A 19,158-nucleotide genomic window follows, 5' to 3' on the forward strand; every position below is an offset into this window, starting at 1 on the left:
CGCCTCTCCTTATTTCGGACGCTTGGCGCCGTATTTCGAACGGCGCTGACGGCGGTCTTTGACGCCCTGGGTGTCGAGAACGCCGCGCAGGATGTGATAGCGGACGCCCGGAAGGTCTTTCACGCGGCCGCCCCGGATGAGCACCACGGAGTGCTCCTGCAGGTTATGGCCTTCGCCGGGGATGTAGCTCACGACTTCGTAACCGTTGGTCAGGCGCACCTTGGCCACTTTACGAAGCGCCGAGTTCGGCTTCTTCGGGGTGGTGGTGTAGACGCGCGTGCACACGCCGCGGCGCTGCGGGCAGGCCTGAAGGGCCGGCACCTTGTTGCGCTTGGGCTTGTCATGCCGCGGCTTGCGGATGAGCTGGTTGATCGTAGGCATCAGGCCTTGTTCCGTTCCTGTTTCCCGTTGAGCGCCTGACACCGCTGTCGAGACGCGAAAGACCGGCCGGGCGCGACGGCCTCAGCCGTTCGTCCTCGGACGGTTCGTTAGGCGTTATTTCACTGTTCCGGGCGACGTCTAACCGACCGCTGTCGCGAGAGGTTACGGCTCACCCCCGGAAAACGAGCGCGGAACCTACTCATGACGCCCCCTCCCGTCAAGCGGGCGCTCGTCCCGATACGCAGGGCGCAGCGCGCCTAGCCGAAAAACCGCACCCGGCGGGCGATCCGATCCGCCCAGGCGCCGGCCAGAGCGCGCATCGCGGGACGCACCGGCGCGCCGTGAAAGCGGTTTGGCAGGAATCGCCCGCGGGCGAGGTCGAAGGGCTGGCGGACATACACGCCCCTGTCCGGCCGGTCGCGATATTGCGGCACGGTGTAGACGCAGTCTTCGAAGTAATAGTGCGTGACCTGGCTGAGCCGGCTCGCCCCGTCCCTGGTGATCGCGCCGCCGCCATGCACCAGGCCCGCCGCCCAGATGACCGCCTGGCCTTTCTTCAGCGGCGCGCGGCGCGGGGTCAGACCCGCCTCCTCCAGCCGTTCGGCGACGAGATCGGGATAGGCGGCCGCCCCGCCCCGTCCCGCCAGCGCCCGGCCGTCGATCTCGGCGAGCCGCTGGCTGCCTGGATAGTAGACGAGCGCGCCCTGGTCTTCGCCGACGTCTTCGAGCGCGATCCAGACCCCGCACATGAACCCGCCCGGCTCGGTGGAGAAATGAAACGTGTCCGCGTGCGGGCGCTGGCCCGTGCCGACGGGGAAGTTCAGCGTCTGGAACGGCGCGGCCGCCCTGCCGAAGACCGCCGACAGGAACGCCAGAAGCTCGGGATGAACGGCCAGCCTGCGCACCGCAGGCTCGCGCCGCCAAAGATCCTGCGCCCGCCGCCAGCGCCCTGCGAGGCCGGCAGTGACCTTCGCCGCGGCCTCGATCGCGTCTTCGGGCAGGCCCGGATCGAAGACGTGCAGGCCGTCCTCGCGCAGATCCGCCGCCGCCTTCAGCACCGCGTCGCTCACGCCTTCGGAGGCGAGGCGGGCGCGCTCGGCGTCGTACCGGGCGAGCGGTGCGTCGAACCAGGGGCCGTCGAATCGGGTCATGCGCGCCTCGGTCAAAGAAAAGCCCCCGGCGCGGACGCCGGGGGCTCGTCAGCATTCACGGGAACCGCGAAGGGGTCTAGCCCTCGCCGCCCTCGCCCGCCTGCTTGCGGGATTCTTCTTCGGCCGCTTCGGCGATTTCGGCCGGCAGGGCCTCCTCGCCGCTTTCAGCCGCCGCTTCCTGCTCGGCGATGCGCTTGCGATCGCGCTCGTCGGCGATCGACTGGAAGTCGCGCATGAGACCGCCGGTGCCCGCCGGGATGAGCCGGCCGACAATGACGTTCTCCTTGAGGCCCTCCAGCGTATCCACCTTGCCCTGAACGGCGGCTTCGGTGAGCACGCGGGTGGTTTCCTGGAACGACGCCGCGGAGATGAACGAGCGGGTCTGCAGGCTCGCCTTGGTGATGCCCAGCAGGACCGGCTCGCCGACCGCAGGCCGCTTGCCGTCCTTCTCGAGACGCTCGTTGGTCTCGATGAACTCCAGCTTGTCGACCTGTTCTCCGGCCAGATAGCCCGAATCCCCGGCGTCCAGGATCTCCATCTTCTGCAGCATCTGGCGGACGATCACCTCGATGTGCTTGTCGTTGATGGGCACGCCCTGCAGCCGGTAGACCTCCTGGATCTCATTGATCAGGTAGTCCGCCAGCGCTTCCACGCCGAGAATGCGCAGGATGTCGTGCGGCGCCGGGTTGCCGTCGAGCAGATACTCGCCGCGCTGGATGACGTCGCCTTCCTGCACGGTCAGGTGCTTGCCCTTGGGCACCAGGTATTCGACCGGTTCGGCGTCGTCACCCTCCGGCGTGATCGAGATCCGGCGCTTGTTCTTGTAGTCGCGGCCGAATTCGACCCGGCCGGTGATCTCGGCGATCACCGCGTGGTCCTTCGGACGCCGCGCTTCGAACAGCTCCGCCACCCGCGGCAGACCGCCGGTGATGTCACGCGTCTTCGCGCCTTCGGTCGGGATACGGGCCAGCACGTCGCCGGGCTGGACCTCGTCGCCGTCTGCGATCGAGAGGATCGCGCCGACCGAAAGCATGTAGTTCGCCGTCGAGCCGTTGGGCAGCCGCACGGGCTCGCCCTTCTCGTCGGAGATGATGACGGCGGGCTGCAGCGCGTTCGATTTCGCGCCCGTGCCGCGCCAGTCGACCACCACCTTCGAGGCGATGCCGGTGGCTTCGTCGGTTTCCTCGCGGACCGACACGCCCTCGACCAGGTCGACCAGCTTCACCTTGCCGCCCACCTCGGTGACGATCGGCATGGTGTAGGGGTCCCACTCGGCCAGACGCTGGCCGCGCTTGATCTGGTCGCCGGCGTCGGCGCGCAGCTTCGCGCCGTAGGGCAGCTTGTAGCTTTCCAGCTCCTTGCCTTCCTTGTCGGTGACCGCGACCTGCATGTTGCGGCTCATGACGATGAATGTGCCGTCCGAGGCCTTCACGGTGGAGCGCTCGGTGAAGGCGAGCTTGCCCTCGTGGACCGCTTCGATGAAGGACTGCTCGGAGACCTGGGCGGTGCCGCCGATGTGGAAGGTCCGCATGGTCAGCTGGGTGCCCGGCTCGCCGATGGACTGGGCCGCGATCACGCCGATCGCCTCGCCCATGTTCACCTTCGTGCCGCGCGCCAGATCCCGGCCGTAGCAGGTGGCGCAGACGCCGATCCGCGTTTCGCAGGTCAGCGGCGAGCGCACCTTCACGCTGGTCACGCCGGCCTTGTCGAGCGCGAGCGAAAGCTCCTCGTCGAGATAGGTGTCGGCCGGAGCCAGCACGTCGCCGGTGGAGGGATCCTTCACTTCCTCGGCCGTGTAACGGCCCAGGATGCGCTGATCGAGGCTGACCACCACTTCGCCGCCGTCCACGACCGCGCCGATGGTGATCCCGTCGGAGGTGCCGCAATCGGCTTCGGTGACGATGCAGTCCTGCGCCACGTCCACGAGACGGCGGGTCAGGTAACCCGAGTTCGCGGTCTTCAGTGCCGTGTCCGCCAGGCCCTTACGCGCGCCGTGGGTGGAGTTGAAGTACTCCAGCACGGTCAGGCCTTCCTTGAAGTTCGAGATGATCGGCGTCTCGATGATCGAGCCGTCCGGACGCGCCATCAGGCCGCGCATCCCGGCGAGCTGCTTCATCTGGTTCTTCGAACCCCGGGCGCCGGAGTGGGCCATCATGAAGACCGAGTTCACCTCGCCTTCACGGCCGTCTTCCATGGCGATCGGCTTGGAGATTTCCTCCATCATGGCGTCGGCGACCTTGTCGGTGCACTTCGCCCAGGCGTCGACCACCTTGTTGTATTTCTCGCCCTTGGTGATCAGGCCGTCGACATATTGCTGCTCGTAGTCGGCCACGAGCGAACGGGTCTCGCCGACGAGATCGGCCTTGGCGGCCGGGATCAGCATGTCGTCCTTGCCGAAGGAGATGCCGGCGCGGGCCGCTTCGCGGAAGCCCAGAGCCATGATCCGGTCGCAGAAGATGACCGTCGCCTTCTGGCCGGTGTGCCGGTAGACCTCGTCGATCATCGAGCCGATCTGCTTTTTGGTCAGCAGGTCGTCGAGCATGTGCGGGCCCAGCTCGGGGTGCTTGGGCATGTGCTCGAGGATCTTCATCCGGCCCGGCGTGGTGTCGATGACCTTCACCACGGTCTCGCCGTCAGGACCCATCGACTCGTAGCGCGCCTTGATCTTGGCGTGCAGGCCGACGACGCCCGCGTCGAGCGCGGCTTCCAGCTCGCTCATCGAGCCGAACGCCATGCCCTCGCCCGGCTCGCCGTCCTTGGCGATCGAGAGATAGTACAGGCCCAGGACGATGTCCTGGCTGGGAACGATGATCGGCTTGCCGTTGGCGGGGCTGAGGATGTTGTTGGTCGACATCATCAGCACGCGCGCTTCCAGCTGCGCTTCGAGCGACAGCGGGACGTGCACGGCCATCTGGTCGCCGTCGAAGTCGGCGTTGAACGCCGCGCAGACCAGCGGGTGCAGCTGGATCGCCTTGCCTTCGATGAGCTTGGGCTCGAAGGCCTGGATGCCCAGGCGGTGCAGGGTCGGCGCACGGTTCAGAAGGACCGGGTGTTCGCGGATCACCTCGTCGAGCACGTCCCAGACTTCCGGACGCTCTTTCTCGACCAGCTTCTTGGACTGCTTGACGGTGCCCGAAAGGCCCTTGGCGTCCAGACGCGCGTAGATGAACGGCTTGAACAGCTCGAGCGCCATCTTCTTGGGCAGGCCGCACTCGTGCAGTTTCAGGTCCGGGCCGACCACGATGACCGAACGGCCCGAATAGTCCACGCGCTTGCCGAGCAGGTTCTGACGGAACCGGCCCTGCTTGCCTTTCAGCATGTCGGCGAGCGACTTCAGCGGACGCTTGTTCGCGCCGGTGATGACCCGCCCGCGGCGGCCGTTGTCGAACAGGGCGTCGACGGCTTCCTGCAGCATCCGCTTTTCGTTGCGGATGATGATGTCCGGCGCGCGCAGCTCGATCAGGCGCTTGAGGCGGTTGTTCCGGTTGATGACCCGGCGGTACAGATCGTTGAGGTCGGACGTGGCGAAGCGGCCGCCGTCCAGCGGGACCAGCGGGCGCAGCTCGGGCGGGATCACCGGCACGACGGTGAGGATCATCCACTCGGGCTTGTTCTTCGAGAAGATGAAGCTCTCCATGAGCTTCACGCGCTTGGCCAGCTTCTTGAGCTTCAGCTCCGAGCCGGTCTCCTTCATCTCCTCGCGCATGCGCTCGACCTCTTTTTCGAGGTCCATGCCGATCATGATGTCGCGGATGGCTTCAGCGCCGATGCCCGCCGTGAAGGCGTCCTCGCCGTACTCGTCGACCGCCTCGTAATACTCCTCTTCGGTGAGGAGCTGGTTGGGCTGGAGCGGGGTCAGGCCCGGCTCCATGACGATGTAGGCTTCGAAATAGAGGACGCGCTCGACGTCCTTGAGCGCCATGTCCATCATCAGCGCGATGCGGGACGGCAGCGACTTCAGGAACCAGATGTGCGCGACCGGGGCGGCCAGCTCGATATGGCCCATGCGCTCGCGACGGACGCGCGCGAGGGTGACCTCGACGCCGCACTTCTCGCAGATGATGCCCTTGTACTTGATGCGCTTGTACTTGCCGCACAGGCACTCGTAATCCTTGATCGGACCGAAGATGCGCGCGCAGAACAGGCCGTCGCGTTCGGGCTTGAACGTGCGGTAGTTGATCGTCTCGGGCTTCTTCACCTCGCCGAACGACCAGGAGAGAATCTTCTCCGGGCTGGCCAGCGAGATCCGGATCCGGTCGAAGGACGGGCCTTCGACGGACGGATTGAAGATGTTCATGACCTCTTGGTTCATGGTCCGTCTCCTTGACGGTGGCGGCGGCGGGACCGGGGTAAGGGGCCGGCGCCCGCCGCCTGAATTTTCAAAACGCGTCGGTTCGGGGCTTGCGGCGGATTACTGGTCGACCAGTTCCACGTTCAGACCGAGCGAGCGCATCTCCTTGACCAGCACGTTGAAGCTTTCGGGGATCCCGGCTTCGAAGGCGTTGTCGCCGCGCACGATGGCCTCGTAGACCTTGGTGCGGCCGGCCACGTCGTCGGACTTCACCGTCAGCATTTCCTGCAGGGTGTAGGCCGCGCCGTAAGCCTGCAGCGCCCAGACCTCCATCTCGCCGAAGCGCTGGCCGCCGAACTGCGCCTTGCCGCCCAGCGGCTGCTGGGTGACGAGCGAGTACGGGCCGATCGAGCGGGCGTGGATCTTGTCGTCCACCAGGTGGTGGAGCTTGAGAAGATACTTGATGCCCACGGTGACCGGACGGCGGAACTGTTCGCCGGTGAGGCCGTCATAGAGGATCGACTGGCCGCTCTCGTCGAACCCGGCGAGCTTGAGGTGCTCGACGATGTCCGGCTCGCGCGCGCCGTCGAAGACCGGGGTGGCGATCGGAACGCCGTTGGCGAGGTTCTTGCCCAGTTCGGCCAGCTCCTCGTCGCTCTCGGGCAGCTCCTGATCGTCGCCGTAGGCCTTGGCGAGCGCCGCCTTCAGCTCGTCGGTCTTGCCCGAGCGCTGATAGGCTTCGTACGCCTCGCCGATCTGACGGCCCAGGCCTTTGCAGGCGAAGCCCAGATGGGTTTCCAGGATCTGACCGACGTTCATCCGCGAGGGCACGCCCAGCGGGTTGAGAACGATGTCGACCGGGGTGCCGTCTTCCAGGAAGGGCATGTCCTCGATCGGGTTGATCTTGGAGATGACGCCCTTGTTGCCGTGACGGCCGGCCATCTTGTCGCCGGGCTGAAGCTTGCGCTTCACCGCGACGAACACCTTGACCATCTTCATCACGCCCGGGGGCATCTCGTCGCCGCGCTGCAGCTTCTCGACCTTGTCCTCGAAGCGGCGGTCCAGACGCGCCTTGCCGGCGTCGTACTGGGCTTTCAGGGCCTCGACCTCGGCCATGGCCTTCTCGTCGTCGAGACCGATCTTCCACCATTGCGAGCGCGGCACGTCGGCCAGGCTCTCTTCGGTGACTTCGCCCTTCTTGAAGCCTTTGGGGCCGGCGACGGCCTTCTTGCCCAGAAGGATGTCCTTGAGACGGCCGTAAAGGTCGCGCTCGAGGATGGCGAGCTCGTCGTCACGGTCTTCGCCGAGACGCTCGATCTCCTCGCGCTCGATGGCGATCGCGCGCTCGTCCTTGTCCACGCCGTGGCGGTTGAACACGCGCACTTCGACGACCGTGCCGGTGGTGCCCGGCGGCAGGCGCAGCGAGGTGTCGCGCACGTCGGACGCCTTCTCACCGAAGATGGCGCGCAGGAGTTTCTCCTCCGGCGTCATCGGGCTTTCGCCCTTCGGCGTGACCTTGCCGACCAGGATGTCGCCGGCCTCGACCTCGGCGCCGATCGCCACGATTCCCGCCTCGTCGAGATTGCGCAGGGCTTCCTCGCCGACGTTCGGGATGTCGCGGGTGATCTCTTCAGGCCCGAGCTTGGTGTCGCGCGCCATCACCTCGAACTCCTCGAGGTGAATGGAGGTGAACACGTCGTCGCGCACGATGCGCTCGGAGATCAGGATCGAGTCCTCGAAGTTGTAGCCGTTCCACGGCATGAACGCGACGAGCACGTTCCGGCCGAGCGCCAGGTCGCCCAGATCGGTGGACGGGCCGTCGGCGATGATGTCGCCGACCCGCACCACGTCGCCGACCTTGACGATCGGACGCTGGTTGATCGCGGTGGACTGGTTGGAGCGCTGGAACTTCGACAGGCGGTAGATGTCGACGCCGGATTCGGCCGCACCGACATCGCCGGTGGCCCGGATCACGATCCGCTGGGCGTCGACCTGCTCGACCACGCCGTCGCGGCGGGCGGTGATCGCCGCACCGGAATCGCGCGCCACCACCGCTTCCATGCCGGTGCCCACCAGCGGGGCTTCGGCTTTGACCAGCGGGACGGCCTGACGCTGCATGTTCGAGCCCATCAGCGCGCGGTTCGCGTCGTCGTTCTCGAGGAACGGGATGAGCGAGGCGGCGACGGACACGACCTGCTTGGGCGACACGTCGATATAGTCGACGTCTTCTTTGGGAATCAGGGTCGCGTCACGGCCCGGGCCGACGCGGCAGTTGACGAACTCGTTCGCAAGCATGCCGTTCTCGTCCACCGCGGCGTTCGCCTGGGCGATCGTGTACTTGGCTTCCTGCATGGCCGACAGATAGTCGACCTGATCGGTCAGCTTGCCGTTCTCGACCTTGCGGTACGGGCTCTCGATGAAGCCGTACTTGTTCACGCGCGCATAGGTCGACAGCGAGTTGATCAGACCGATGTTCGGCCCTTCAGGCGTCTCGATCGGGCAGATCCGGCCGTAATGGGTGGGGTGCACGTCGCGCACCTCGAAGCCGGCGCGTTCGCGGGTCAGACCGCCCGGGCCGAGCGCAGACAGGCGGCGCTTGTGCGTCACCTCGGAGAGCGGGTTGGTCTGGTCCATGAACTGGCTGAGCTGGGAGGAGCCGAAGAACTCGCGCACCGCAGCGGCGGCCGGTTTGGCGTTGACCAGGTCGTGGGGCATGACGGTCTCGATGTCGACCGAGCTCATGCGCTCCTTGATCGCCCGCTCCATGCGCAGCAGGCCGACGCGGTACTGGTTCTCCATGAGCTCGCCGACCGAGCGCACCCGGCGGTTGCCCAGGTTGTCGATGTCGTCGATCTCGCCCTTGCCGTCGCGCAGGCCCAGAATGACCTTCAGAACCGCGATGATGTCCTCCTTACGCAGGACACGCACGTCGTCGGGGCATTCCAGATCCAGGCGCATGTTCATCTTCACCCGGCCGACCGGAGAGAGGTCGTAGCGCTCGGGATCGAAGAACAGGCCGTTGAACAGGGCTTCGGCGGTTTCCGGCGTGGGCGGCTCGCCCGGACGCATGACGCGGTAGATGTCCACCAGCGCCTGGTCGCGAGTGTCGTTCTTGTCCGCCGACAGGGTCTGGCGCATGTAGCCGCCGACCGTGACGTTGTCGATGTCCAGAACGTCGATGGAATCCACGCCCGCTTCGGTCAGCTCGGCCATGACCTCTTCGGTCAGCTCGTCGCCGGCCTCGGCGTAAATCTCGCCGGTCTCGACATTGACGAGGTCTTCCGCGGCGAAGCGGCCGGTCAGGTCTTCAGAGGCGACCAGAAGCTTGGCCAGTCCGTCCTCGGCCAGCTTGTTGGCCGCGCGCGCGGAGATTTTCTTGCCCGCCGGAGCGACGACGTCGCCGGTCTTGGCGTCGACCAGGTCGCGCTGGGGCTTCGCGCCGCGCCAGCGTTCCTTGACGTAGGGGATCGTCCAGCCGTCCTTGGCGCGCTCATAGGTGACGCGGTCGTAGAAGGTCGCGAGGATCTCTTCCTTGTCCAGGCCCAGCGCATAGAGCAGCGTCGTCGCCGGAAGCTTCCGGCGCCGGTCGATGCGGACGTGCAGGATGTCCTTGGCGTCGAACTCGAAGTCGAGCCAGGAGCCGCGATAGGGGATGATCCGGGCGGCGAACAGATACTTGCCCGAGGCGTGGGTCTTGCCCTTGTCGTGGTCGAAGAACACGCCCGGCGAACGGTGCATCTGGGAGACGATGACCCGCTCGGTGCCGTTGATGATGAAGGTGCCCTTGTCGGTCATGAGCGGGATGTCGCCCATGTAGACGTCCTGCTCCTTGATGTCCTTGACCGAACGCGCGCCGGTTTCCTCGTCCACGTCGAACACGATCAGGCGCATCTTGACCTTCAGCGGCGCGGCGTAGGTCATGTCGCGCTGCACGCATTCTTCGACGTCGAATTTCGGCGGTTCGAACTCGTAGGACACGAACTCCAGCACGGAGCGCTCGGAGAAGTCCTTGACCGGGAACACCGACTTGAACACCGCCTGCAGACCCTCGTCGGGACGGTCCGCGATCGCGGTGTCCTTCATCAGGAACTGTTCATAGGAGTGCTTCTGAACCTCGATGAGGTTCGGCATCTCGACCGCTTCGGGAATGCGGCCGAAATTCTTGCGAATGCGCTTCTTGCCGGTGAACGACAGACCCATTTCCGCTCCCTTCGAAGGCCGAGAGGCCTCAGGCTTGCATTCAGGGCGTTCCGGCCCTGTCGGCCGTCCCGGAGAGGGGCGCGCGCCGATCTAGGACAGACCGGACGCGGGTTTCGGCGCCGTCGAAGCTCCGGGACGGGAGAGCCTCGCGGCGTAACGCCGAAGACGCCTGAACGGACGCGCAGGAAGCCCCGCGCGCCCGTCCGGCGTCGAAGACCGTCCGGCGATCCGCGAAGCGGACCGCCGAAGCGGCTTACTTGAGCTCGACCTTGGCGCCAGCCTCTTCGAGCTTCTTCTTGATCTCCTCGGCCTCGGCTTTCGGAGCGGCTTCCTTGACGGCTTTGCCGCCGGCTTCCACCAGCTCTTTGGCTTCTTTCAGGCCCAGGCCCGTGATCGCGCGAACTTCTTTGATCACGTTGATCTTCTTGTCGCCGGCCTCGACGAGAATGACGTCGAATTCGTCTTTCTCTTCGGCGGCCGGACCGGCGTCACCGCCGGCGGCGGGACCAGCCATGGCGACCGCAGCGGCGGCCGGCTTGATCCCTTTTTCTTCCAGGATGTCGTTGAGTTCCTTGGCTTCCAGGATGGTGAGGCCCAGGAGCTCTTCAGCGAGTTTGGCGACGTCGGCCATGTCTCAGTTCCTTCTAGATGGAGAGTTCGGTTCGATATGCGGAGACGACTAGCTTTCGGCTTGCTCTGCGATCGTCTGGATCTGCCCGGCCAGGGTCTGGCCCGGATTGTTGACCCGCGAGACGATCTCGCCGGCCTGACCCAGAAGACGGGCGACGACCGTGGCGATGAGCTCTTCGCGCGAAGGCATCTTGGAGAGGGCCTCGACGCCTTTGGCGTCCATGATTTCCTCGTCCATGAAGCCGCCGACGATCTCGAACTTGTCGTTCGATTTGGCGAACTCGATCGCGACTTTCGGCGCCGCGGTGAAGTCGTCGGAATAGGCGATGGCGATCGGACCCTCGAACATCGAGGCCGCCGCTTCACCCTTCTGACCCTTCAGCGCGATCTTTGCGAGCCGGTTGCGGACGACCTTGAGGGTCGCCCCCTGCTCGCGGAGCTGACCGCGAAGCTTCGTCATTTCCGCAACGGTCAGGCCCGAATAGTTGGCCAGAACGACTGCCCCGGTGCTGGCGAACACGTCCGTCAGCTCCGCGACCGCCGCTTCCTTGGTGGTGCGATCCATTGCGGTCTCCCTAGTTGAGCCGTCCCCCGTGGACGGCTCGCTCAAGCCGCCGGACGACGCCTCCGCCCCGAGGAACGGACGCGCCGGTCGGCGCATGCCTGCCCCAGGGCTCGAACCGATCTCCCGGCGCCCGCGAGGGCCGCCGCAAAATCGATCGTCGCTCTGTCTCACCCGGGGCCGTCTGGATTAAGAGCGGGCGCGAACGCCCCCTCCCCCGGGATCTCGGACAGGTCGGACCAGTGAAAGGCGAGCCCCTCGCCGGTCCTGTCGACCCCCGCCCCGGCGAACCGGAGCGGGGAACTCGTTCACCGTCGCTTACGCGGCCTCGGTCGGCGCGCTCGCTTCGGCGGTGTCGATCTTCACGCCCGGGCCCATCGTGGAGCTCATGGCGATCCGTTTGACGTAGGTGCCTTTCGCGCCCGACGGCTTGGCTTTCACCAGGCCGCCCAGAAGGGCGCGGATGTTCTCGGTCAGGGCCTCTTCAGAGAAGCTGGCCTTGCCCACGCCGGCGTGGACGATGCCGTTCTTCTCGACGCGGAACTCGACCGCGCCGCCCTTGGAGTCCGCGACCGCCTTGGCCACGTCCATGGTCACGGTGCCGACCTTGGGGTTCGGCATCATGCCGCGCGGGCCGAGCACTTTGCCCAGACGGCCCACCAGCGGCATCATGTCGGGGGTCGCGATGACCTTGTCGAAATTGATCTCGCCGCCCTGGACGGTTTCGACCAGGTCCTCGGCGCCGACCACGTCCGCGCCGGCCTTCTTGGCTTCTTCAGCCTTCGGGCCCTTGGCGAACACGGCGACGCGGACCGAGCGGCCCGTACCGTGCGGCAGGGAGACCACGCCGCGGACCATCTGGTCGGCATGGCGCGGGTCGACGCCCAGATTGACGGCGACCTCGATGGTCTCGTCGAATTTCGCGGTGGCGCGCGCCTTGACCAGCTTCACCGCTTCGTCGAGCGGGTAGAGCTTGTCGCGGTCGAGACCTTCGCGGGCGGCGGCGGTGCGTTTAGCGATCTTGGCCATCGTTTACCCCACCACCTCGAAGCCCATGGACCGGGCCGAGCCTTCGATGATCTTCTGCGCGGCGTCCAGGTCGTTGGCGCTGAGATCGGCCATCTTGGCTTCGGCGATCTCGCGGCACTGCGCTTTCGTGACCGAAGCGATCGGCGCGGACTTGCCCGCTTCGCCCGACCCCTTCTGCACCTTGGCGGCCTTCTTCAGGTAGAAGCTCGCCGGAGCGGTCTTGGTCACGAAGGTGAACGACTTGTCCTGGTAGACCGTGATGGTCGTGGGGATCGGCATCCCCTTTTCCATCTCTTGGGTCTTGGCGTTGAACGCCTTGCAGAACTCCATGATGTTCACGCCGCGCTGACCCAGAGCCGGCCCGATGGGCGGGCTCGGGTTCGCCGCGCCGGCGGGAACCTGCAGGTTGATGTAACCTGTGATCTTCTTCGCCATATCCCTACTCTTCCGTTCGCCCCGTGTGGAGCGTCAGTGAATGGCGGACCGGACACCACGTCCGATCCCTGGTGGGCGGCGCGGTGCGGACCCGGAATGGACTTTCCCGGATCCTCCCGCACCTGTGTACGATCAGGCGGTCTTTTCCACCTGGCCGTATTCGAGCTCGACCGGGGTGGCCCGGCCGAAAATGTTGATCGCGACCTTCAGAAGGCCCTTGTCCTCGTCGACCTCTTCCACGACGCCGTTGAAGCTCTGGAAGTGGCCGTCGGTGACGCGCACGGTCTCGCCGATGTCGTAGGAGACGGTGGGACGCGGCTTTTCGGCGTCCTCTTCCATCTGACCCATGATCGATTTGACTTCGCTTTCAGGCACCGGCAGCGGACGCTTGCCCGAGCCCAGGAAGCCGGTGACCTTCGGCGTGTTCTTGACGAGGTGATAGGCCTCGTCGGTCATGTCCATCTTCACGAGGACGTAGCCGGGGAAATACTTGCGCTCGGCGTTGACCTTGCGGCCGCGGCGCACCTCGACGACCTCTTCGGTCGGCACGAGGATTTCCTCGAACTTGTCCTCCAGCCCCTTCATCGCGGCCTCGGCGCGGATCGCCTCGGCCACCTTCTTTTCGAAGTTGGAGTAGGCGTGGACGATGTACCACTTTGCGGACATCCGGCTCAGGCTCCGAGGCTGAGAATGAACTGAACGATCCGGCCGATCACGAAATCGACCAGAAAGAAGAAGATCGCCGCGATCACGGCCATCACCACGACCATGATGGTCGAGATGATCGTTTCACGCCGGCTGGTCCAGGTGACCTTGCGGCCCTCCTGGCGCACCTCGCCGAAGAATTTCAGCGGGTTCGTCGTCTTCTTGCGCGCCGGCGCGGCGGCGGCGTTCGAAGACGAAGCGCCTTTCCCGCTGGAACCCGTTTTGGCGGGCTGGCGGCTTTTGGTGTTTCGCGCCATCGCTAAATCACTCGTTCCTACGGCTCGCCGACACAGTCGCGCCTGGCAGGGGCGGAGGGGCTCGAACCCCCGACCTGCGGTTTTGGAGACCGCCGCTCTACCAGCTGAGCTACACCCCTAGACACGCATACGCCCGGCACGAACCGGGCGCGTCCTTTAGCACGCGCTCCAGAGCTGTCCAAGCGATCGAAGCAGGCGTTCTAACGGCCCCGGCCCCGCTTGAAAAGCCCCAATATGAAAACGGTCCCGCGCCGGGCCGCCCCACAAAAAAGGAGGGCGGCCCGAAGGCCGCCCTCCCCAGTCTGTGATCGTCTGCGAACCTTAGAAGCGGTTGCGCAGGGTGATCGAGAACATGCGACCCAGCGCACGGTAGTTCTGCGGGTCGACGTTGCCCTGACCACCGATGACCGAGGACAGGTGCTGTTCGGGGAACTGATCGAACACGTTCTGCACACCGAAGGTGGTCGAGAAGGTGTCGGTCATGTCCCAGCGCACCGAGGCGTCCACGTAGTGGATCTCTTCGGTGTCGGGCGACCAGTCGTTGCCCGTGCCGAACCAGCGGTCTTCCATCGAGTCCACGTAGGTCCAGCGGACCTGACCGGTCACCGACGGCAGAGCGTAGGTCACGGTCATCGCGTTCTTGTACTCGGGGAAGGCCGAGCCAATCTGACCGGTGGTCGTGCCGACGATGTCGGAGGTGCCGGAGCCCCACTCCTCAACCCACGTCAGCAGGTTGTTCACCGTCAGGCGGCCGTCCAGACCGAACACCGGAAGGTCGGTGCTGAACACGAGCTGCAGGTCGATGCCGGACGTCGTCAGCAGGCCCGAGTTTTCGCGGCCGGTGTTGATGAAGTCGATCTGACCGGTGGACGGATCACGCGTGATCCGGGCGCAGAACGGATCGGTCAGATCCAGGGCGTCGAAGCAGTTCGCGAGGATCGTGCCGGCGCCGACCGTCGAGATAACGTCGGAAATCTCGATGTCGTAGTAGTCGAGCGTCACGCTCAGATCACCGAACGGCAGTTCCGGAGTGGCGACGAGACCGATGGTGAAGGTCTCACCGGTTTCCGGGCCGAGACCCGGATCACCGAAGGCGAAGGCTTCGACCTGCGAGTTCGCCTGAGCGAAGGTCGGCAGAGCCGCAGCCGGGACGCCCTGAGTGATACAGAAGGCCTGGACCGCAGCCGACGGGCTGGCCGACGCGTTACACGGGTCGGTGTAGCCCGGGAAGCCCTGGTCGCCGTTCTGGAACAGTTCGAACGCGGACGGCGCGCGGACCGTCACGTTGTACATCGTCCGGAAGCGCAGGATGTCGTTGACCGTCCAGTTGATGCCCGCTTTCCAGCTGTCCACCGTGCCGGTGCCGGTGTTGTACTCCGACAGGCGGTAGCCGACTTCAGCTTCGATCAGCTCGGCGAACGGCAGATCGCCGACGAGCGGCACGATCGCTTCGCCGTAGATTTCAGCCACGCGGGTCGAACCGGCGATGTTCTGAACCGCGTTGAAGCCGTAGATGTCGCCGTTGCGCTGAGCATCGTCGACCACGCGGCCCGCTTCGTCTTCACGCCATTCGAAGCCCGTCGCGAACGCCACGGCGCCGGCCGGAAGCTCGAAGAGCTCGCCGGTCAGGAACGCGGTGATGTGGTGACGCTCGGAGAAGCCGAGCTCGCGGGTGTCGGTGCGCAGGAACGAGGCCATGCTGTCGGTGAGGTTGCCCGCACCGAAGATGTTGACCCACTCACAGCCCGGCAGCGCGCCGGTCGCGGGGCAGCCCTGCAGGCCTTGCGCGATCGCGGTGCGGTTGACCGAGTTGCGGCTGTCGGTGACCGATTCCACCTTCGAGAAGATGTAGTCGGCGCTCCACAGCCAGCCGTTGCCCAGCTGCCCTTCGAGACCGGTCTGGAAGATCAGCGACTTGTTGTCGAAGTCCGAGATCCGGTTGCCGACGTCGGTCGCGCGCCAGTTCATCACGAAGTCCGCGTTCGGGTTCGGGCGGGTCGCAAGCGCGGTCGCCAGATCGGCCGGGATGAACGGGTTGGCGACCGAGACCACCAGGCCGGTGGCCGGGGTGGCCGCCAGCTGAACCTGGTTCTCGATGTGGTTGTACAGGATCGAGTTCGACCAGGTGATGCCGCGCGGCAGGTCGTAGGTGCTGAACACCGAGAAGTTATACCGCTCCGCCGGGATCACGATGTAGTTGTCCGGCGCGAAGTTGTAACGGCTGGACAGCGAGTTGCCGAACGGACCGTTGGGAATCCGGCAGCCGAAACCGCCGCTGAATTGCGGCTCGAGCGCGCCCGTGTCGCGATCGAACGCGAGGCTGCCCGAGCTGAACGGGACGTCGGGCGTGGACGGGTCGCAGTCGAGGTCCACCGCGCCGAAGATCCCCGGCAGAGCGGTATCCAGGTTCTGGAACGGATTCGACGCGTTGTTGCTCACGACGCCCCACGGCGGGGTCGCCGAACCGCCGGAGAAGAGCGGGATGACAGCACCGCCGCCGGCGACGATCTGGTCGCGGCGAGCAAGCAGGTCGTCGAGATCGTCTTCGACGAAGGAGTCGACCAGAGCGCCGCCACCGTCGAGGACGCCGTAGATGGCGGCCGCGACCTGCGAGTACTCGTACTCGGACTGCAGCACGCTGCCGCGCGAGTAGTAGCTGCCGGCCATGACGATGTTGCCGCGGTCGTTGTCGAAGTTGCCGCCCAGCAGGAAGTCGACGGCGTGACGCGGCGAGTTGCCGTCTTCAGCCACGGTGTAGTTGTAGCTGATTTCCGCGCCTTCGTAGTCGTCCTGAAGGATGAAGTTCACGACGCCCGACATGGCGTCAGAGCCGTACACCGCCGAGGCGCCGCCGGTCACCACTTCGACACGCTCGACCAGGCCGGTCGGAATGTTGTCGAGCGAGACCGCGCCGCTGGTCGCGGACGGAGGCAGACGGAAGCCGTTGACCAGGACCAGGTTCCGGTTCGCGCCCAGACCGCGGAGGTCGATGGTGGCGAAGTCGAAGCCGCCGGCGTTGTTGGACGACTGGTTGTTGCCCGGGATGACCTGCGGCAGCTCGTTCAGGAACGATTCCAGCGTCAGGGTCTGGGACAGCTCGAGCGTTTCAGCGGTCACCGTGGTGACCGGGCTGTTCGCGGTGAAGTCCTGACGGACGATCCGCGAGCCGGTGACGGTGATCGTGTCGCGCTGGGCTTCCTCTTCAGAGTCGGCCTCCTGCGCGAAAGCCGGCGTGGCCACCGCCATGCCGGTAAACAGCGTGGTGGCGAGCGCCCACGCTTTGATTTGCTTGCTTTGCATCTTTTTCTCCCCGATTGCAGCAAACACGGCCCGCACACAGGGGTGTGTGAACCGTATGTGACGAAGCTAGCTTCATTTTCGCCGCCGCCGCAAACCCCTGAAGGCTCCGGAGCTATTGCAAGCTCGCGGCTGTGACATTTTTGCTGCATCGCCGCGTGTGCATCATCTGGCTGATTTTATGTACGTTTTTTAATTTCTCCTGAAGCCAGCAGCGCGCTGCGAAATCTACGGCGCAGAGCGCGCCCTGAAAGCCACACAATTGCGGCGCCGCCGGGAATCGGTTCGCCGGTTTCAGTCACGCCTGCCCACCTGCACGAAAAACGCCCCGGAGCAGGGCTCCGGGGCGCTTGTTCGTGTCGCTCGGCTTAGCGGCGAGGCTTAGTCGATGATCTTCGACACCACGCCCGCGCCCACCGTGCGGCCGCCTTCGCGGATAGCGAAGCGCAGCTTCTCTTCCATCGCGATCGGGGTGATCAGCTCGACATTGATCTCCACGTTGTCGCCCGGCATCACCATCTCGGTGCCCTCTTTCAGGGTCACGACGCCGGTCACGTCGGTGGTCCGGAAGTAGAACTGCGGACGGTAGTTCGAGAAGAACGGCGTGTGACGGCCGCCCTCTTCCTTGGTCAGGATGTAGGCCTCGGCCTCGAACTTGGAGTGCGGCGTGATCGAGCCGGGCTTGGCCAGAACCTGGCCGCGCTCCACGCCCTCGCGGTCGATGCCGCGCAGCAGAACGCCCACATTGTCGCCCGCCTGGCCCTGGTCGAGCAGCTTGCGGAACATCTCAACGCCCGTGCAGGTCGTCTTGACCGTGTCGCGGATGCCCACGATCTCGATCTCTTCGCCCACCTTGATGATCCCGCGCTCGACCCGGCCGGTCACGACCGTGCCCCGGCCCGAGATCGAGAACACGTCCTCGATCGGCATCAGGAAGTCCTGGTCGATCGGACGCTCGGGCGTCGGGATGAACTCGTCGACCGCCGCCATCAGCTCCTTGATCTTCTCTTCGCCGATCTCCGGGTCGCGCCCTTCCATCGCCGCCAGCGCCGAGCCGGCAACGATCGGAATGTCGTCGCCGGGGAAGTCGTAGCTCGACAGAAGCTCGCGCACTTCCATCTCCACGAGCTCGAGCAGCTCCTCGTCGTCGACCTGGTCGACCTTGTTGAGGAACACCACCAGAGCCGGAACGCCGACCTGGCGCGCCAGAAGGATGTGCTCGCGCGTCTGCGGCATCGGGCCGTCAGCCGCGTTCACCACCAGGATCGCGCCGTCCATCTGAGCCGCGCCCGTGATCATGTTCTTCACGTAGTCCGCGTGGCCCGGGCAGTCGACGTGCGCATAGTGGCGGTTGTCGGTCTCGTACTCGACGTGCGCGGTCGAGATCGTGATCCCGCGCGCCTTCTCTTCCGGAGCGCCGTCGATCTGGTCGTACGCCCGGAAATCGCCGAAATACTTCGTGATCGCAGCCGTCAGCGTCGTCTTGCCGTGGTCCACGTGACCAATCGTGCCGATGTTCGCATGCGGCTTCGTGCGTTCAAACTTTTCCTTACCCATGGTCGGGACCTCTTACTAGGACTGGACCGGGCGGACGCCGGCAACGCGCGCCGCCGCAAAAACTGAGCGCGGGGCATAACGTCCGATCTCAGAGAAGGCAAGGGCCGAATGCCGAGCCGTGCGCCGTATTGCAAAAGAAGCGCGCAGCGCCGGCTTCAGGCCTCCGCGCTCTCCCACGGAAACGCCACCCAGAGCCCGGCCGGCGTCTGGCGCGCCGAGATCACGCCCGAGCGGCCTTCGGTCTTGTCGACAAGGGCGCCCACCACGGCGTCGGGATAGCGCGCGCGGATCGCTTCGAGCGTGCGTCCGGTGTCGATGATGTCGTCGATGACGATCGCGGCGCCGTCCGGGGCCGGGCCGTAATCGACCAGCGCGCCCTGCTCTCCGTCCGGGCCGTCCGCGTAGGACATCAGCCCAAGCGAGGCGACCTTGCGCAGGCCGAGCCTGTGCGCGACCAGCGCGGCGGGAATCAGTCCGCCGCGGGACACGCCGACGAGCAGCGCGCCGGGATCGACCGGGCCGTGCGCGGCCGCGATCTGTTCGGCCAGGCTGTCGGCCATCGCCTCGATATCGGTCCAGTCCAGCTTCAGCATACGGCCGTCCTCCCCGTCAGGCGCGCTTCATCGCACGGCGCGGGCCGGCCCGTCGAGGCGTGCAGGGAGG

Annotated in this window: 13 protein-coding genes and 1 tRNA gene; all 14 read right to left on the reverse strand. The window is 65.7% G+C overall.

Annotation, left to right across the window (positions count from 1 at the left end; all coding sequences use genetic code 11):
• Positions 1–9 precede the first annotated feature (9 nt).
• Complete coding sequence (gene rpsL, locus ABL308_14895) at positions 10–381, reverse strand: 30S ribosomal protein S12 (GenBank protein XBQ16227.1); 372 nt, start codon at positions 379–381, stop codon at positions 10–12.
• A gap of 257 nt (positions 382–638) precedes the next feature.
• Entirely contained in the window at positions 639–1,532 is an 894-nt protein-coding gene (locus ABL308_14900) for a phytanoyl-CoA dioxygenase family protein (GenBank protein XBQ16228.1), read from the reverse strand.
• Positions 1,533–1,608: 76 nt separating this feature from the next.
• Positions 1,609–5,844 carry a DNA-directed RNA polymerase subunit beta' gene (gene rpoC / locus ABL308_14905; GenBank protein XBQ16229.1) on the reverse strand — a complete coding sequence of 1,412 codons (4,236 nt, stop codon included), beginning with the start codon at positions 5,842–5,844 and terminating at the stop codon, positions 1,609–1,611.
• 99 nt (positions 5,845–5,943) lie between these two features.
• On the reverse strand, positions 5,944–10,023 hold the full coding sequence (rpoB, locus tag ABL308_14910; GenBank protein XBQ16230.1) for a DNA-directed RNA polymerase subunit beta: 4,080 nt from the start codon (positions 10,021–10,023) through the stop codon (positions 5,944–5,946).
• Positions 10,024–10,276: 253 nt separating this feature from the next.
• Positions 10,277–10,654 (reverse strand): 50S ribosomal protein L7/L12, encoded by a 378-nt coding sequence (gene rplL / locus ABL308_14915; GenBank protein XBQ16231.1) that lies wholly within the window; start codon positions 10,652–10,654, stop codon positions 10,277–10,279.
• 48 nt (positions 10,655–10,702) lie between these two features.
• Positions 10,703–11,218 carry a 50S ribosomal protein L10 gene (rplJ, locus tag ABL308_14920; protein XBQ16232.1) on the reverse strand — a complete coding sequence of 172 codons (516 nt, stop codon included), beginning with the start codon at positions 11,216–11,218 and terminating at the stop codon, positions 10,703–10,705.
• A 315-nt stretch (positions 11,219–11,533) separates the two neighbouring features.
• Positions 11,534–12,244, reverse strand: a complete 711-nt coding sequence (gene rplA / locus ABL308_14925) for a 50S ribosomal protein L1 (protein XBQ16233.1) — start codon at positions 12,242–12,244, stop codon at positions 11,534–11,536.
• A 3-nt stretch (positions 12,245–12,247) separates the two neighbouring features.
• Positions 12,248–12,679 carry a 50S ribosomal protein L11 gene (gene rplK / locus ABL308_14930; GenBank protein ID XBQ16234.1) on the reverse strand — a complete coding sequence of 144 codons (432 nt, stop codon included), beginning with the start codon at positions 12,677–12,679 and terminating at the stop codon, positions 12,248–12,250.
• A gap of 132 nt (positions 12,680–12,811) precedes the next feature.
• Positions 12,812–13,345 (reverse strand): transcription termination/antitermination protein NusG, encoded by a 534-nt coding sequence (gene nusG, locus ABL308_14935; protein ID XBQ16235.1) that lies wholly within the window; start codon positions 13,343–13,345, stop codon positions 12,812–12,814.
• A gap of 5 nt (positions 13,346–13,350) precedes the next feature.
• A complete protein-coding gene (secE, locus tag ABL308_14940; GenBank protein XBQ16236.1) occupies positions 13,351–13,641 on the reverse strand; it encodes a preprotein translocase subunit SecE in 291 nt (96 codons plus the stop codon).
• Positions 13,642–13,684: 43 nt separating this feature from the next.
• Positions 13,685–13,760 (reverse strand) — tRNA-Trp (locus ABL308_14945).
• A 202-nt stretch (positions 13,761–13,962) separates the two neighbouring features.
• On the reverse strand, positions 13,963–16,941 hold the full coding sequence (locus tag ABL308_14950) for a TonB-dependent receptor (protein ID XBQ16237.1): 2,979 nt from the start codon (positions 16,939–16,941) through the stop codon (positions 13,963–13,965).
• 378 nt (positions 16,942–17,319) lie between these two features.
• Positions 17,320–18,495, reverse strand: coding sequence for an elongation factor Tu (tuf, locus tag ABL308_14955; protein XBQ16238.1), 1,176 nt, complete (start codon positions 18,493–18,495; stop codon positions 17,320–17,322).
• Between the two features lie 155 nt (positions 18,496–18,650).
• A complete protein-coding gene (locus tag ABL308_14960; GenBank protein ID XBQ16239.1) occupies positions 18,651–19,088 on the reverse strand; it encodes a phosphoribosyltransferase family protein in 438 nt (145 codons plus the stop codon).
• Positions 19,089–19,158 lie beyond the last annotated feature (70 nt).

Source organism: Oceanicaulis sp., from assembly GCA_040112665.1.
Taxonomy (GTDB): Bacteria; Pseudomonadota; Alphaproteobacteria; order Caulobacterales; family Maricaulaceae; genus Oceanicaulis.

Coding starts and splice junctions, on each gene's coding strand:
- rplA (XBQ16233.1), bottom strand. CDS start 12,244: ATGGCCAAGATCGCTAAACGCACCGCCGCCGCCCGCGAAGGTCTCGAC.
- rplL (XBQ16231.1), bottom strand. CDS start 10,654: ATGGCCGACGTCGCCAAACTCGCTGAAGAGCTCCTGGGCCTCACCATC.
- rpsL (XBQ16227.1), bottom strand. CDS start 381: ATGCCTACGATCAACCAGCTCATCCGCAAGCCGCGGCATGACAAGCCC.
- ABL308_14900 (XBQ16228.1), bottom strand. CDS start 1,532: ATGACCCGATTCGACGGCCCCTGGTTCGACGCACCGCTCGCCCGGTAC.
- ABL308_14950 (XBQ16237.1), bottom strand. CDS start 16,941: ATGCAAAGCAAGCAAATCAAAGCGTGGGCGCTCGCCACCACGCTGTTT.
- nusG (XBQ16235.1), bottom strand. CDS start 13,345: ATGTCCGCAAAGTGGTACATCGTCCACGCCTACTCCAACTTCGAAAAG.
- rpoB (XBQ16230.1), bottom strand. CDS start 10,023: ATGGGTCTGTCGTTCACCGGCAAGAAGCGCATTCGCAAGAATTTCGGC.
- secE (XBQ16236.1), bottom strand. CDS start 13,641: ATGGCGCGAAACACCAAAAGCCGCCAGCCCGCCAAAACGGGTTCCAGC.
- rplJ (XBQ16232.1), bottom strand. CDS start 11,218: ATGGATCGCACCACCAAGGAAGCGGCGGTCGCGGAGCTGACGGACGTG.
- rpoC (XBQ16229.1), bottom strand. CDS start 5,844: ATGAACCAAGAGGTCATGAACATCTTCAATCCGTCCGTCGAAGGCCCG.
- tuf (XBQ16238.1), bottom strand. CDS start 18,495: ATGGGTAAGGAAAAGTTTGAACGCACGAAGCCGCATGCGAACATCGGC.
- ABL308_14960 (XBQ16239.1), bottom strand. CDS start 19,088: ATGCTGAAGCTGGACTGGACCGATATCGAGGCGATGGCCGACAGCCTG.
- rplK (XBQ16234.1), bottom strand. CDS start 12,679: ATGGCGAAGAAGATCACAGGTTACATCAACCTGCAGGTTCCCGCCGGC.